This is a genomic window from Devosia yakushimensis (assembly GCF_030159855.1).
In the GTDB taxonomy this organism is placed as follows: domain Bacteria; phylum Pseudomonadota; class Alphaproteobacteria; order Rhizobiales; family Devosiaceae; genus Devosia; species Devosia yakushimensis.
In genome coordinates, this window is the sequence record NZ_BSNG01000001.1 from 3,359,376 (window position 1) to 3,374,123 (window position 14,748).

At 63.0% G+C, this 14,748-nt stretch carries 17 protein-coding genes; 6 read left to right on the forward strand and 11 right to left on the reverse strand.

The window, feature by feature from the left end:
• Positions 1 to 19: 19 nt before the first annotated feature.
• Positions 20 to 952: a LysR family transcriptional regulator gene (locus tag QQL79_RS16225; RefSeq protein WP_284392597.1), complete on the forward strand. Its 933-nt coding sequence runs from the start codon at positions 20 to 22 to the stop codon at positions 950 to 952.
• A gap of 6 nt (positions 953 to 958) precedes the next feature.
• Here the strand turns inward: QQL79_RS16225 and QQL79_RS16230 are convergent, their stop codons facing one another.
• Positions 959 to 1,525, reverse strand: a complete 567-nt coding sequence (locus QQL79_RS16230; protein ID WP_284392598.1) for a TetR/AcrR family transcriptional regulator — start codon at positions 1,523 to 1,525, stop codon at positions 959 to 961.
• Between the two features lie 119 nt (positions 1,526 to 1,644).
• Between QQL79_RS16230 and QQL79_RS16235 the strand changes: the two genes are divergently transcribed.
• Positions 1,645 to 2,091 (forward strand): DUF6463 family protein, encoded by a 447-nt coding sequence (locus tag QQL79_RS16235; RefSeq protein ID WP_284392599.1) that lies wholly within the window; start codon positions 1,645 to 1,647, stop codon positions 2,089 to 2,091.
• Here QQL79_RS16235 and mbfA read toward each other — a convergent pair.
• Together mbfA and QQL79_RS16245 are read right to left on the reverse strand one after the other, a co-directional pair.
• Positions 2,088 to 3,068 carry an iron exporter MbfA gene (mbfA, locus tag QQL79_RS16240; RefSeq protein WP_284392601.1) on the reverse strand — a complete coding sequence of 327 codons (981 nt, stop codon included), beginning with the start codon at positions 3,066 to 3,068 and terminating at the stop codon, positions 2,088 to 2,090. The two genes, QQL79_RS16235 and mbfA, sit on opposite strands and share 4 nt — an antisense overlap.
• Before the next feature lie 125 nt (positions 3,069 to 3,193).
• Complete coding sequence (locus tag QQL79_RS16245; protein WP_284392602.1) at positions 3,194 to 4,084, reverse strand: NAD(P)/FAD-dependent oxidoreductase; 891 nt, start codon at positions 4,082 to 4,084, stop codon at positions 3,194 to 3,196.
• A 194-nt stretch (positions 4,085 to 4,278) separates the two neighbouring features.
• Here QQL79_RS16245 and QQL79_RS16250 point away from each other — a divergent pair, with 194 nt between their 5' ends.
• The 3 genes from QQL79_RS16250 to QQL79_RS16260 all read left to right on the forward strand — a co-directional run bounded on the left by QQL79_RS16250 (position 4,279) and on the right by QQL79_RS16260 (position 7,019).
• Entirely contained in the window at positions 4,279 to 4,878 is a 600-nt protein-coding gene (locus QQL79_RS16250; RefSeq protein WP_284392603.1) for a hypothetical protein, read from the forward strand.
• Between the two features lie 63 nt (positions 4,879 to 4,941).
• Positions 4,942 to 6,147 (forward strand): O-antigen ligase family protein, encoded by a 1,206-nt coding sequence (locus QQL79_RS16255; RefSeq protein ID WP_284392604.1) that lies wholly within the window; start codon positions 4,942 to 4,944, stop codon positions 6,145 to 6,147.
• Entirely contained in the window at positions 6,144 to 7,019 is an 876-nt protein-coding gene (locus QQL79_RS16260) for a glycosyltransferase family 8 protein (protein ID WP_284392605.1), read from the forward strand. Before QQL79_RS16255 ends, QQL79_RS16260 begins: the two co-directional genes overlap by 4 nt.
• On the opposite strand, the gene QQL79_RS16265 is transcribed toward QQL79_RS16260, so the two are convergent.
• The 3 genes from QQL79_RS16265 to QQL79_RS16275 are packed head-to-tail and all read right to left on the reverse strand — an operon-like array spanning position 7,020 to position 9,453.
• A complete protein-coding gene (locus tag QQL79_RS16265; RefSeq protein WP_284392606.1) occupies positions 7,020 to 7,820 on the reverse strand; it encodes a glycosyltransferase family 32 protein in 801 nt (266 codons plus the stop codon).
• Positions 7,817 to 9,001 carry a glycosyltransferase family protein gene (locus QQL79_RS16270; RefSeq protein ID WP_284392607.1) on the reverse strand — a complete coding sequence of 395 codons (1,185 nt, stop codon included), beginning with the start codon at positions 8,999 to 9,001 and terminating at the stop codon, positions 7,817 to 7,819. Before QQL79_RS16270 ends, QQL79_RS16265 begins: the two co-directional genes overlap by 4 nt.
• A gap of 44 nt (positions 9,002 to 9,045) precedes the next feature.
• The gene (locus QQL79_RS16275) at positions 9,046 to 9,453 is read right to left on the reverse strand and encodes a VOC family protein (RefSeq protein ID WP_284392608.1); all 408 of its coding nucleotides are present in this window, start codon (positions 9,451 to 9,453) and stop codon (positions 9,046 to 9,048) included.
• Between the two features lie 74 nt (positions 9,454 to 9,527).
• On the opposite strand from QQL79_RS16275, the gene QQL79_RS16280 reads away from it, so the two are divergent.
• Positions 9,528 to 10,109 (forward strand): TetR/AcrR family transcriptional regulator, encoded by a 582-nt coding sequence (locus QQL79_RS16280; RefSeq protein ID WP_284392609.1) that lies wholly within the window; start codon positions 9,528 to 9,530, stop codon positions 10,107 to 10,109.
• A 4-nt stretch (positions 10,110 to 10,113) separates the two neighbouring features.
• Here the strand turns inward: QQL79_RS16280 and QQL79_RS16285 are convergent, their stop codons facing one another.
• From QQL79_RS16285 to QQL79_RS16305, 5 genes are all read right to left on the reverse strand, one after another.
• Positions 10,114 to 11,175 (reverse strand): DUF2793 domain-containing protein, encoded by a 1,062-nt coding sequence (locus QQL79_RS16285; protein WP_284392610.1) that lies wholly within the window; start codon positions 11,173 to 11,175, stop codon positions 10,114 to 10,116.
• A 76-nt stretch (positions 11,176 to 11,251) separates the two neighbouring features.
• On the reverse strand, positions 11,252 to 12,091 hold the full coding sequence (locus QQL79_RS16290; RefSeq protein WP_284392611.1) for a metal ABC transporter permease: 840 nt from the start codon (positions 12,089 to 12,091) through the stop codon (positions 11,252 to 11,254).
• Entirely contained in the window at positions 12,088 to 12,942 is an 855-nt protein-coding gene (locus tag QQL79_RS16295; RefSeq protein WP_284392612.1) for a metal ABC transporter permease, read from the reverse strand. Before QQL79_RS16295 ends, QQL79_RS16290 begins: the two co-directional genes overlap by 4 nt.
• Complete coding sequence (locus QQL79_RS16300) at positions 12,939 to 13,817, reverse strand: manganese/iron ABC transporter ATP-binding protein (protein ID WP_284392613.1); 879 nt, start codon at positions 13,815 to 13,817, stop codon at positions 12,939 to 12,941. Before QQL79_RS16300 ends, QQL79_RS16295 begins: the two co-directional genes overlap by 4 nt.
• Positions 13,814 to 14,704 (reverse strand): metal ABC transporter substrate-binding protein, encoded by an 891-nt coding sequence (locus QQL79_RS16305; protein ID WP_284392614.1) that lies wholly within the window; start codon positions 14,702 to 14,704, stop codon positions 13,814 to 13,816. The genes QQL79_RS16300 and QQL79_RS16305 overlap by 4 nt, the downstream gene beginning before the upstream one ends.
• Positions 14,705 to 14,748 lie beyond the last annotated feature (44 nt).

Here is a 14,748-nt window from a genome sequence, read left to right on the forward strand (position 1 = left end):
GCTCGCATAAGCATTCCCGATGGACCTCGACCAGCTCCGCACCTTTGACCGCATCGTTCGCGAACAGAGTTTCACCAAGGCCGCCGCCTATCTCAACATCACCCAGGCCACGGCCTCGATGCGCATTCGCGCCCTCGAGCAGCTCCTGGGTGTGACGCTGTTCCAGCGCGGCCGCACCGTGACCCTGACCGATCAGGGCATGACCTTCCTGCCCTTTGCCCGCCGCATTATCGGCACGGTCCAGGAAGGCCGGGAGGCGCTGCGCCGGGTGGAGCGGGGGCGCATCGCCATAGCCTCGCTGCGGAGCCTGGTATCACCGCTGATCACCGAACCCCTGCTGCGCTTCCAGCAGCATTATCCCGGCGTCGATGTGGTGGTGAACGAGGGACGGCAGGCCCAGATCGTCGCCATGCTGCATGAGCGCGATGTCGAAATGGGCATATTGTGCTGGCCCAATATCGATCCCTTGCTGGTCGATCTCGTACCGCTGGTCATCATGCGCGAACGCGTGCCGCTGGTGGTCGCGCCCGAAATCGCAGCGCGGCTGCCCGCCCGGCCGAGCATCGAAGAGGTGCTAGCCCTGGTGCCTCGCGTCATCTCCCTGCGCTGGTGGCAGGCCGAGCCCGAAACGGCCGCCGCCCTGGTGCGCCTCGCCAAGACCAGTGTCGAGCTACCCACCGGGCCGGCCCGGCGGCTCGCCATCAAAGGGGAAGGCTTAGGCTTTTTCGTCAATTCGGCGGTGGCCGACGACATCGAGGCGGGCCGGCTGGTCGAGATTGCGCCGCCCGATTTCGAGGCCCTGCACCGCGACACCGCCATGGTCGTGCGGTCCCTCGCGGCGCTCGACCGCGACATGCTGGCCGATTTCATCGCCGAAATCGCCCGGGAATGCGCCAAGGTCGGTATCATCCTCGACAATAGGCTGGCCAGCCTGGGCGACAAGGTCGCCTGAGCCGGTTCAGGGTGGCGCCATGGCGAGATCGAGAAAATCGCGCAATGCCGCGACATCGGCCGTTGCCGAACCGTAACGGCTGGCGCCATAGAAACCGAGTAGCGCCAGATAAAGCGCTTCGGCGCGGCGCCGGGCCATGCCGGGCTCTTGCCCGATCCGGCCCAGCTCTTCGGTGAGATAGCTGACGCGGCGCGCATCGACGATGCGGATGCGCTCGGCAATGGCAGGGTCCTGTGCCGCCCAGCCACGCAAGGCGCCTTCAACGCCGGCCACATCGATTCCCCGCAAATCCAGCCGCACGGCCTCTTCCAGGACGGCCACCAGCCGCTCCTCCGGCGTTGCCAGGTTTGCGGCCATGGCGATGACATCGCTGGTGCCTTCGGTCTCCCAGAGCGCCAGTACCGCTTCCAGCAAACCGGGACGATCCTTGAAATGCCAATAGAACGAGCCCTTGCTGGTCTTGAGTGCACGCGCCAGGGCCTCGACGCGCACGCTATCGACCCCGCCCTGGCCCAGCGCGGCAGTGGCGGCAAGGATCCAGTCCATGCGAGTCAGGCTGTCGGCTTTGGCCATGTCACAATGCTCCCTATGCGGCGCCTCGCCGCATCCATACGGCAGCGTATGGACAGGCAGAGGGCCAACGGCGTACATACGGTACCGTATGGTCAACTGCAATCGCAAAGGACATGTCCATGACCGCCTTACGCGCCTACCGCATCGCCCCTGCCAGATGGACCGGAGCCGCCCAGTTGAAATGGGCCGGCTACACCATGGTCGGCATCGGGATATTGCATCTTGTGGTTCTGGGCCTTGATGTCGTGCCCCTGCTGGGCGACTGGCTGCGTGGCGCCCTCTGGACCCCCGCCCATTGGCAGCCGCTGGCGAGCCAGGCGCCGGAGCTGTTGATCGGCAATGCGGCCTTTCATTCGACGATCGGCAGCTTTGCCGGTCCGGTCATCGTCTTTGGCTTCCTGCTGCTCTGGATGGAGCGGCGCGCCATCGTGCCGCCGGCTTTCCTGGGCTGGGGGCTGGGCGTCTGGGCAGCAATCGCCGCGCTGGTCATGGAGCCCAGCGGCTATCCGCTGGGCCTCATCCCCGCCGTGCTGATCGTCCTGGCCGCTCGCAGTGCCCGCACCTAGGCACTGCCGATCAATATCCCCGCCGCAAAGACCAGCGAGCCGCCCAGCACCACCTGCATCACGGCCCGCCAGAACGGGGTCTGCATGTAGCGGTTCTGGATGAAGGCGATGGCCCAGAGCTCGATCAGCACGACGACAATCGCCAATACCGTTGCCGTGAAGAAATCGTGGATCAAATAGGGCAGAGCATGCCCCAGCCCACCCACGGCCGTCATGATGCCGGCGGCCAGACCGCGCTTAACCGGCGAACCACGCCCGGTCAGCTTGCCGTCGTCGGACGCTGCTTCGGTAAAGCCCATGGAAATACCGGCGCCGATGGCCGCGGCGAGGCCCACGAGAAAGGTCTGATGCGTGTCGCCGGTGGCAAAGGCGGCCGCAAAGACCGGCGCCAATGTCGAAACCGAACCATCCATCAGCCCGGCAAGACCAGGCTGCACATAGGTCAAAACGAACTGGCGGTGGTTTTCGCTTTTCTCGACGTCGCGCCCCTCGGCGCCGAGCACGGCTTCATCGATCCGGTCGGCGGCATCGGCGTGGCGGCGCTCCTGCGCGGCGAGATCGCCCAGCAGTTTGCGGGTACCGGCATCGCTGACCTGCTTGGCCGCTTCCATATAGAAGCGATAAGCGCCCTCCTCCATTTCCCAGACCTGTTGGCGGGCGGTTTCAAGGGTCAGGTTCTTCAGCAACCAGACCGGCTTGCGATTGAGAAAGCCGCGCACATGTTCGCGCCGGATCGGCACCAGCCGCTTGCCGAAGCGCGCGACATAGAGATCGAGCAGGCGGCGGCGATGCTCGTCTTCCTCGGCTGCCATGCCCTCGAACAAGGCCGCCGAGCCGGGATAGGTGGCAGCCAGGCGCGTGGCAAATTCGGAATAGATGCCGCCATCCTCTTCCTCCGCCGCGATCGCCAAAGCCAGGATTTCACGTTCCGAAAGGCTGGAAAAGGAGCGGCGGCTATCGGGCAGCAGGGAAAACATGACGCGATCTCGTTTAGAATGGTTCTAAACATTTTCTAGAACCATTCTAAACTGAAGGCAAGAGCTTGAGAGCCGCTATGCGGCCCCCTCCCGCCGTCCCGGAACTTGAATGTTGGTCCAGGCCCTCACACCAGCATAGATTGCTGGGCAAAAATCGCCGCCATCGCGCCGCTCGAGCTGGCAAGGGTCACGCTGGCCATGGGATTGGCCAGATCGCCAGCGGCATAGATGCCTTCCACCGAGGTTTGGCGACGGTCGTCGACCTTGAGAAAAAGCCCAAGCGGCGCCTCGACGGTCTCCAGCCCCAGGCCGACATGCAGATCGGCAGCCGGACGGTTGCGCGGGTGGGCGAAGAGGACATCCACCGTGGCATTGCGGCCGGTATCGAGCCCAATACTGGTCAATTGGCCCTTGTCATGCTCGATGCGTTCCAGCTTGCCATCGATAACAGACACATTGCGCCGCGCCAGATCGGCCCGCGCGTCGCTCGCCAGATCGTGCCCGTCGGTGAACAGGGTCAGCCTGTCCGTCCAGTCGCCGAACAGAGAGACGGCATGGAGGGCATGCGGCCCGGAATAGACCAATCCCCAATGCCGGTCCGCGACCTCGAAGCCTTCGCAATAGGGGCATGGCACGATCGACTTGCCCCAGCATTCGGCAAAACCGGGAATGGCCGGAAACTGATCGGACACGCCATAGGTCAGGAGCAGGCGGCGGCCCCTGAGCGTTTCCCCATCATCGGTGAGGACGGAAAAATCGTCAGCCACCCCGCCTATGCTCTCAGCGCGGACATTGACCAGCCGGACCGTGGGATAGCGTTCCAGCTGCTGGCGGGCCGAAGCCAGGATATCGGCGGGCGGCTTGTGATCATGCCCGAGCAGGCCATGGGAATGGGCGGCATAGCGATTGCGGGGCAGGCCGGTATCGAGGATTGTGACCTTACGGCGCGCCCGGCCCAATTGCAGGGCCCCGGCAAGACCGGCAAAACTGCCGCCAATAATTATGACATCATCCATTGCGATGACCTCCAGGTTGAGTGCTGCTGCGGGCGCGCCATGGCCGCTCGCGGACAGCTCCAGCCGGGCCGCGCCAATGGCATTCGGATATCATGTAACTTTATTTGTTACATTATGGTCCGAGTGTCAAGGCAGGTTCCGTCGTTCACGATTTGCGGATAGGATCGAGGCCAAGTTCTGTGTCGGAGTACCCCATGAAGATTTCCCTCGCTGCCGTGTTGCTGCTCCTCGCCACTTCGGCGGCCCTTGGCTACGACGGGCGGACGCAAGGGATTATCGACCAGTACAAGCCCGGAAAGCTGATCAGAATCGCCGATGTCGGCCATCTCATGGGCGCCAGCGAGCGCTGGTGCTACCGGGAGGAAGCGGGGACATGCGCCTGGTCGGACATCTATCTCAATGTCGGCAAGAGCCAGGCCGAGTTCGAGATCGGAAATGCCTGGAACGAGGATGTCGACATCGCCTTTACCGACCGCGGCACGTTCCGCGACGGACGCTATATCTGCGAAACCGGCGATGATTGGGTGCCCTCGGTCCGTGCCACCAAGCGCTCGGATGGCAGCGTCATCGGCGGCCGCGAACTGGCCGCGCTCAAGGCCGAGATTTTGGGCCTCAGAGACCAGGATACCCAGGATTGCTTTGACTATCTCTTCGTTTCGGCTGATGCAGCCAACCAGACTGTTACGCTGAAGCAGCGCCAATATGTCGACGACACCCACGACACGAGCCGCGACACCGAGGTAACAATCCATTTCGACCAGGCAACAGCAGAAGCACTCACCTATCGCTGGTAGAGCTCGGCAGTTTGACCAGAGGCCACGAGCCGGACTGCTCGATTGACCATGCGGGATATGCTTTTGCCAAGATTGATCGTCGCTTTTCTGGCCTGGGCCACGCTGCTGGCCGGGTTGACATTGCCGAGCTTTGCGCCCGAGATTTCCAATGTGACGATCCTGGCGCTGATGGCGGCAGGACTGCTCCATCTGTTCTGGGTGCCCGAGCGCATGCACTTGCTGCGCCAGCCGGCGAGTTGGATGCCCCTGCTGGCGGCTCTGCTGTTGCTTGTCGCCTTCAGCATTACCGCCAAATCGCCATTGCACGTCGCCGCCTTCCTGACGTTGATCCATCTCTATATGGTCGTGCCCATGTCCGGCCTGCTGATCCGGCTCGGCGGAGCACTGACGCTGGACCGTATTGGTTTTTTTGCGCTTGCGGGGGCAGCCGGCGGCTTTGCCGTTGCCGCCATCGACGTCTATGTCTTCGGTTCGAGCCGCGGAGGCCTGGTCAACAACCCCATCCACCTGGCCGATATAACGCTCGCCCTGGGCTTCGTTGCCTTGGTTGGGCTCTGGAGCGGAAGCCGCTGGCGGCTGGTGTTTCTGGCCGGCCCGGCCCTGAGCGTCGGCACCGTCTTACTGACCGCATCGCGCGGGCCGATGGTTGCGGCCTCCCTCATGCTGCTGACGGCAGCGCTCGCCATGTGCTTTTCCTGGCTACCCGCATATAGAAGGATGCGCGTCATCGGCGGATGCTTGCTGGTCTGTATCATCATGGCCGCGCTCTTGGTGCTGACGGACGCTCCGGACGTGCCTGCCATTGAGCGCATCATGGCGCTGCTGCATGGGGGAATTGCGGGCGACACCTCCGCCAGCGAGCGGCTTATCATGTACAGGTCGGCCTTCAATGCCTTTCTTGCTTCGCCGCTGGTCGGCCATGGCCTTATCGACTATCCGATGGCTGCGGCCGCTTATGCGCCGGCTGGCAGCGAATTCCCGATCTATGACCACCTGCACAACGACATTGCCGATTTCGGCGTGGCGGGCGGCATTCTGGGCCTGGCCGCTTATGGACTGTTCTTGTGGGCACCGATTGCCGGTGCCCGGCGCGTTGAAGGCGCGCTGCGCATGCCCCTGCTCTATCTCGGCAGCGTGACCACGATCGGTTATTTTTCCATGGGGATGACCAATGCCGTCATTGGCCTGCGCTGGCCGGACATTGTATTGGCAACCGTGCTGGCGCTCATCGTCACGCTGTCCAACCGCCCACAAGGAGCCCAGGCTTGAGCGCCATCCATATTGCCCTGACCTTCGATGATAATTTCTGGGCACCCGCCTATGCCACGATGCGCTCGGTCTGTCTCTTCACCAAGCGGCGCAGCGACCTGGTATTTCACCTGTGCCACCGCACGCTGACGCCGGAACATGTCGCTGACCTCAAGGCCATCGAAGGCGAGTTCGGGGTTACCCTGGTCTGGCACGATCTGGATGGCTCGGAATTGTTCCGCGACGTGGCGGCGCGCATGCCCGTCAACAAGCGGTTGAGCAATATCGTCTATGCCCGGCTGATGATCGACAGGCTGATCGGCCCCGATGTCGCACGGGTGCTCTACCTCGATTGCGACATGCTCGTGCGCGACAATATCGAAAAGCTCTATGACATCGATATGGACGGGTTTGCCATCGCGGCGGTGCGCGACTCGATCGGCGCCTTCATCACCGGCGGGCGCGATTTGCGGAACAATCGCGATATTTTCGATCCCGCAGACGCCTATTTCAACGCCGGCATGGTCCTGATCGACACTGCCAAGTGGCGCGAGGCCGATATTATCGGGCGGCTCGAACAGGCCCTGAAAGACGGCGTCATGGCCCGCATCTATTACGATCAGGATTTCCTCAACCTGGTCTTTCAGCACAACTGGCTTGCCCTGCCCTGGCGCTGGAACACGATCGACGCCCGCCACGCCCATGAGGGGCTCAACCCCTCCATCCTGCACTATACGGGCGAGGCCAAGCCCTGGGGCATTTTCTCCGGCATGCTCCAAAGCGTTGCCTTTGCCCGCCTCTACCGGCACGTCATGACCAATGAACTGTTCTACCGCTTTGCCCGTCACCGGTGGCAGCGCTGGTGGAAGAAGAAGTTTGGCCTGGGCAAGTAGCTAGCCGAGCACGATACCTTCCCGCGCGCAAAGCTCGGCCAGGGCGCTGCCGGGCGCCGGCAGCGGCATGTCCGCACGGCCACGGCGTGTCAGCTGGCTACGCCAGATATGCACCGCAAGGGTTTCGGGCGTAATGGCCTTGTCGATGCTAGAACCGGCCTGCATCAGTTCGGGAATACCTTCATAAGGGATGGGATAGAGCACCTCGCTAGAGCGGACCAGCTGCTGCAATCCGCGTCGGCGCACGTAATAGGTCAATGCGAAGGGGCCAGTTGCCCCATATTGCATGTCCTCAGGGGCGATTTTTTCGCCGAACATGCGCCGGGCAGCCACCTCCAGCCGGCGCAGGGGCGGCAGATGCGGCTCGAGCAGCGGACGCCTCGTGTCGGTAAAAATGGCCAGCAGATCATCGAGCAAGGGGGCATCGGCCGGGATATGCAGCACGGCGCCATTGACCGAGCCTGGCCGTTCATAGGCCATGAGATAATCCGGCGGGCCCTCGATCGGACGCACACAATAGACATCAAGATCGGCATAGACGCCGCGCCCCTGGCGCAGCAGGCTCATGCGGAAATAGTCCGAGAACACGCCGGGCGTGCCTTTGCCCTTGTAGAAGACCAGCTTGTCACGCGGCAATATTTCGGCAGCGTCCATGGCCACCGCGCCATCGGGCAGACCGGGAACGGGATCGAACGAATAGACCTCGACGCGATGGCCGTGGCGGCGGAAGGAGGCGATGGACAGGGCCTCAAGCCAGCTCATGGGTCCATGCCAGAAACTGACGATGGTGGGCAGGCTCATTGCTTGTCTTCCGGACCGAATATGTCGGCAAAGGTCTTGATCATCAGCGGGTCCCGTATATGGAGCTTGGGATCGAACTCGATCTGTTCGGTACGGTCCCAATACCAGGATCGCGAGATGCCGATAAAGTGGTAGCCGTAAAAGCGGATCGAGGATCCCGAGAGATTGAACCAGCCCTTGACCTGGTGGGTCCAGGGTTGGGCCCGCCAGCTCGCAAGGAAGGCCCGCCTCGGCGCCATGGCCCATTTCTTGCCTCGGTCCCGGGCGGCAACACCCTTCTTGCGAATGACAAATTGGCGGTGGCGCGGCGGCCCCGACTGCTCGCGGGCATTGAGCACCCATACCCGGTTAAAGCGCAGCAGGCCGAAGGGTGACCGCTCCACCGCCTTGAATATGGAATGGCGAAACGGCGACATGACCAGTTCGTCGATATCGACATTGAGTATGGACCGGGCCCGCATGGCATACTTGCGGAAGAAGTGCGTGAATTTGGGCGGCTGGGCGAACATCGCCCAATGGCCACCAAATTTGTGCCCATCGAAGACGTCGTTCATCGAACCGAAGGGATAGGGCCAGGGAATGACCAGGAACTTGGCCAGCCCCTCAACCCCCGCCAGGGTCGCGCGAAGCTCTTCGAGCGTATAGTCGGACGAGCCATTGTCATAGACCACAGCGGCCGTGGCGCCGTGTTCGGCCACATAGAAGCGGGCCCAATCGGCGATCCAGTCCAGGGCATTGTCCTTGTTGATGGTAAAGATCACCCGGTCCCCGGCCAATACAGCACTGCGATTGGGTTGGATGGGTATTTCGAAATCCTGCCCACCAAGGCCGAAGGCCAGATGGGTATCGCCCTCGGGAAGCGTCACGCGCAGGATTTCGGCCTGCACCCCATGATGGATCCTGGGCTTGGCGCGCCTGCCCGAGGGCCGGCCCTCGATGACCAGGGCATCGATCAGGGGCTCCAGGTTCAGCGCCATGGGACCGATGAGATAGACGTGGCGGCCGGTATGGTCGCGAAACACGTCGTAAAATAGCGTGCGGTCGTCGAAGCGCTCGTAGAAGCTTGCCGGCCGCTTGAGTCCGGGACCCAAGGGGATACGCCGCAGCGACCCCGCTTCGGACAATAGGACGGGCGAGGACGCGGCAATGGCCGCGTCAGCTTTGGCAAGGTCAATGGCCATGCCGTGCCATAGCTTAACTGACGCCGCCAGGCCAGTGGGAAGCGCTATTGCTGGCTGGCGAGCCAGGCCGCGTCGGGCTCTATGGGCGTGATGATGTCGAGGAGGATCCCGTTGGGGTCAGAGGCGATGAAGTGGCGCTGGCCGAAGACTTCGTCGCGCAAGGGCTGGGCAATGGGGATGCCGGCCTCGGTCAGGCGCTCATATTCCTGTGCCGCGTCCTCAACCTCAAAGCTCAGCAGCAGGCCGGAGGTGCGCTTGCGGCCGGCTTCGGGAATAGTTTCGTGATCATAGGCGATCACAGCGAGTTCGATATGCTCGCGCGCCGAGGAGCGCATATGCACATACCAATCGCTCTCGAATACGGGCGCAAAACCCAGATGAGCCTGGTAGAAAGCGGCCGTTGCCGCGACGTCGTCAACCTGCAGAAGGGGGTAGGAATTGAGCATTTTCATAGCGATACTCCTTGCATTGCGCGCCATTTACGTTCAATCTGTTTGTAACTTCATATAACATACAGGCTGTACGCATGCAAGAGCGCAGAACCCAGGCTGAACGGCGCAGCAGCACCAGGGCCGCTTTGGTCAGTGCCGCCCGGGGCCTTTTCGCCAAAAACGGTTATGCTGGTACGGGCACCCCGGAAATCGTCAGCGCGGCGGGCGTGACGCGGGGCGCGCTCTATCATCACTTCGCCGACAAGACGGCCTTGTTCGCCACGGTCGTCGAAGAAGAGCACATGCTGCTGGCCATGACGATCAATGCCGCTGCGGAAGGCGATGACGAGCCGGGGCCGGTCAAAGCCCTGATCGCAGGGGGCGACGCCTTTCTCGATGCCATGCAGGATGAGGGCCGCCGGCGAATCCTGCTGGTCGATGCGCCCGCGGTGCTGGGCCGGGCCAAGGTCGACGACATCGATGGCCGCCATGGATTGCGCACCCTGCTCGAAGGCGTCACTGCGGCCATGGACGCCAAGGCGATCCGGGACCTGCCGGCCGCGCCGCTGGCCCACCTCCTCAATGCCCTGTTCGACCGGGCAGCGCTGGCGCCGCCCGACGAGGTCAATGACTATCGCAAGGCCATCAAGGCGCTGATCCGCGGCCTCAAGATCTAGGACATCAGGCCCTGCGCTCAAGCTTTTCGACACATTTGGCCAATTGCTGCACGGCGGCGATCAAGGGCGCGATAAAGGCGTCATAACGCAGCCCCGCCTCGCTGTCGGGATCGGTGGGATCGGCCTGGACATAGCCGGCAAAGTCCTGGCAATCGGCCGCGGCGAGCGCGTCTTTGACCTGCTGGGCGAGGAGGCCATAATGGATGCGCCGGCCGGGGCGCGGCGCGCCCTCCTCCGTGCCCCCGGCGATCCAGCGATATTTCACCGGCTGCAGCGCCAGGATGAAATCGAGCCCCAGATCGCTGGGCGCGATATCGGTTTTCTGCCGCTCATCAGATGTCTGGATCGTGCCCGTCGCCGACCAGATCGAAGCCCAGCGCGCGCCGCTGACGCCCAGCGTCACGGCATTGTCGCTGGCAGGGCGCACCGCCGCCGCAAAGCTCGTTGCCCCGCTTGCCGCGTCCACCGTCAGGGCATTGATCCAGCTCGCGCCATCGGCGCTGACCTTAAGCCGCCACTGATCGTCCCCTGCCAGCCCCATTTCGGCGCGGCCGGACCAATTGGTCTGGTAGAGCAAGCTCGCCGTATCGCCGGCAGCGGCCTTGTTGAGCTTGAGCTGATGGCCGTTGCCGGCATGATTGAACAGGGTCGCGGCGCCCGACACGGCCAGCCGATTGGTGGCGTCGGCCGAAGCATTGATGCCCAATTGGGAAAGCCCCGAGCCGAGCGAGGCCAGGCCCGTCCAGGCGCCCGCGTCGAAGACATAAAAGGTACGGTCGGCCCTGACATAGACCTGCCAGCCCTCCGCGGGATCATGGAATGTCCAGGCGCCCGACTGATAGGCGGCGAGCTCATTGGCGTGGCCGGCCCAGACGCCACTGGCCCCGGACGGCACGATATAGGCTTCGCCCGCCAGCGGGCTGACGGGCGGCGTTGCGAGGGTCCGGCTTTCGACAATGGGCTGCACCAGCGCATCGAGCGCCTGGATCGCCTCATTATGCGTCACGTGTTTCTGGGCCTGCTGGGGCATGATGAGGGGCAGGCTGAGGCGCGGGCTTTGATCCATGGGAAAACTCCTTTGCCGGCCAGTCTAGGCCGGCCGGCAAAGGCGGGGATAAGCCGAAGAAATCGCGCCTGCGGCCTCAGACCGCAGCGGTCACCGGTCGGCGCGATGTCGTCACGATAAAGGTCACGATGAAGGTCGCTGACATCAGCAGCACGATGGTGGGCGCCGGTGCGGAATCGATGAAGAAGCTGGCATAGATTCCTACCAGCGAGCAGCTCACCGAGACAATCGTCGCGATCAGCATCATGGGCGCAAAGCGCTTGGAGATGAGATAGGCGATGGCGCCCGGTGCCACCAGCAGCGCAATCACCAGCACGATGCCCACCGCCGTCAGCGCCGCGACGATGGTCAGCGATAGCAGCGCCAAAAGCCCGTAATGCAGCACCCGCACCGGCAGTCCGATGGCGCCGGCCTGTTGCGGATCGAAGGTGAAGAGCAGCAGATCGCGCCATTTGGCGAGCACGATCAGCGTCACCACAACGGCGATGATGCCGGTCTGGATCAGATCGCCAATGCTGACGCCAAGGATGTCGCCAAACAAGATATGGTCGAGATGCACATCGGTGCGGATGGAGGTATAGAGCACGATGCCCAGGCCAAAGAGCCCGGCAAAGACCACACCCATCACGGTATCTTCCTTGATGCGGCTATTTTCCTTGAGATAGCCGACCGATAGCGCGCAGCCCATGCCCGCCGCAAAGGCCCCGACGCCCAGGGGCAGGCCCACAATATAGGCCAGCACCACGCCGGGCAGCACGGCATGGGAGATGGCGTCGCCCATCAGCGACCAGCCCTTGAGCACCAGAAAGCACGAGAGCAAGGCGGTGGGAATGGCGACCATGACGGCAATGGCCATGGCCGAGGTCATGAAGGGGAAGTGGAACGGCCAGAGCGCATAGACGAGAAATTCGTTCATTTGGCCATCTCCTCGGCCGCGCGGCGCCGTGCGGCGAGCAGGCCGTGCTTGGGCGCAAAGAAGAAGGCCAGGAGGAACACACCGGTCTGCAGCACGACGATGACACCGCCGGTGGCCCCGTCCAGGAAGAAGGAAATATAAGCCCCGAACAGGCTCGACAGCGTTCCCACCGCCACTGCGATCAGGATCAACCGCGGGAAGCGGTCGGTGAGGAGATAGGCCGTTGCGCCCGGTGTCACCACCATGGCGATGACGAGAAAGGCGCCCACGGTCTGCATGGCCGCAACCGTGCAGGCCGCCAGCAGCGTGAAGAAGATCACCCGCAGCAGCGGCGGATTGAGCCCGATGGTGCGGGCATGGTTCTCGTCGAAAAAGGTGACCATCAGGTCTTTCCAGATCACCAGCATCACGGCCAGCGTCACCACCGCAATGATCACCAATTGCAATGTATCCTCGGGCGTCACCGCCAGGATATTGCCCATGACAATGGTCTGGATGTTGACCGCGGTGGGGGAGAGCGAAATCATGAACAGGCCTAGGCCGAAAAAGGCGGTGAAGATCAGCCCGATCACCGCGTCTTCCTTGAGCTTGGTGCGCTGGGTGAGGAACAGCATCGCCCCCGCCGCCAGCCCTCCGGAAAAGAAGGCGCCCAGCGAAAAGGGCAGGCCCAGCATATAGGCCCCGGCAACGCCCGGCACGATGGAATGGCTGAGGGCATCCCCGATCAGCGACCAGCCCTTGAGCATGAGATAGGCCGACAGGAACGCACAGACGCCGCCGACCAGGGCCGAAACCCAGATGGCGTTGATCATATAGTGATAGCCGAAGGGCTCGAGCAGGATGTCGATCATTTCTCGACCGGGTCCGACTGCTTGGTTTTCATCTTGCCGTCTTCGCCATACATGACCAGCGGCCGCTCATCGTCGGTCAGCACCGTGACGTGGCGCGGGTCATCGTCATCATGCAGGTCGGCGCCGGCCAGCACGAAGTGACGCAACGCGCCGCCAAAGGTGATTTCGAGCCATTCGCGGGTGAAGATTTCGGCCGTCGGGCCCGAAGCCAATACCGTGCCCTTGACCAGCACGGTCCGGTCGCAGAATTCGGGCACGGAGCCCAGATTGTGGGTGGAGACCAGCATGACCTTGCCTTCGTCGCGCAAGGCGCGCAGCAGGGCGATGATGGCATCCTCGGTCTTGACGTCGACCCCGGTAAAGGGCTCGTCGAGCAGGATAACCTCGCTTTGCTGGGCCAGGGCCCGGGCGAGGAAGACGCGCTTTTTCTGCCCGCCCGACAATTCCCCGATCTGGCGGTGGCGGAAGTCGAGCATGTTCACCCGCTGCAGCGCCTCGGTCACCATTTGATGGTCGATGGCGCGGGGCCGGCGCAGCAGGTTCATGTGGCCATAGCGGCCCATCATCACCACGTCCTCGACCAGCACCGGGAAATTCCAGTCCACGTCTTCGGACTGCGGCACATAGGCGACGAGGTTGCGCTTGAGCGCCTGCCGGCCCGGCACGCCCAGAATGTCAACCGAGCCGGCCGCCAGCGGCACGAAGCCCATTATGGCCTTGAACAGCGTCGACTTGCCCGAGCCATTGACGCCAACCAGCGCGGTTATCGAACCGCGCGGGATGGTGAAACTGGCATGTTTCATTGCCGTGGTGCCATTGCGGTAGGCGACAGTAATGTCGCTGACCGCCAGGCCCGGTTGCTGGACCGCATTCATGGGGTGAGGCCTTTTACGATTGTCGACGTGGTGACGGAAAGCAGGTCGAGATAGGTGGGCACCGGGCCATCGGCTTCGCTGAGCGAATCCACATAGAGCACGCCGCCATATTTGATGCCGGTTTCACGCGCCACCTGTTCGGCCGGCTTGGGGGAAATGGTGGATTCCGAGAAGATCGCCGGGACATTGTTGGCGCGCACTTCGTCGATCACATGGCGCACCTGCTGGGGCGTGCCCTGCTGGTCGGCATTGATGGGCCAGAGATAGAGCTCCTTGAGCCCGAAATCGCGCGCCAGATAGCTGAAGGCGCCTTCCGAGGACGCCAGCCAGCGGCGGTCTTCGGGAATGGCGTCGATCGCGGCACGGATCGGGGCGACGGTGGCGGTGATCCGCTCCGAATAGGCGGCGGCATTGGCGTTGTAGACCGCCTCATTGGCCGGATCGGCGGCCACGAAAGCCTTGCGGATATTGTCGACATAGATCAGCGCATCAGTGGGCGACATCCAGGCGTGGGGATTGGGCTTGCCCTCATAGGGCCCTTCCCCGATTCCCATGGGCTCGACGCCCTCGCTCACCACCACATTGGGCACGTCGCCCAGATTGGCGAGGAACTGGGCGAACCATTGTTCCAGGTTCAGCCCGTTCCACAGGATCAGGTCGGCATCCTGGGCAGCGATCAGATCGCCGGGCGTGGGCTGGTAATTATGGATTTCGGCGCCGGGCTTGGTGATCGAAACCACATCGGCGGCGTCACCGGCAACATTGCGCGCCATATCGGCGATGATGGTGAAGGTCGTGACCGCCTTGAGGCGATCCTGGGCGGCGGCGGGCAGCGATGCGACAAGAACAGCGGACACAGCAAGCACGGAAAACAAGCGACGACGCATCGGGCACTCCAAAATTAGAACGTCCGATCAATAGTGCAATTGCA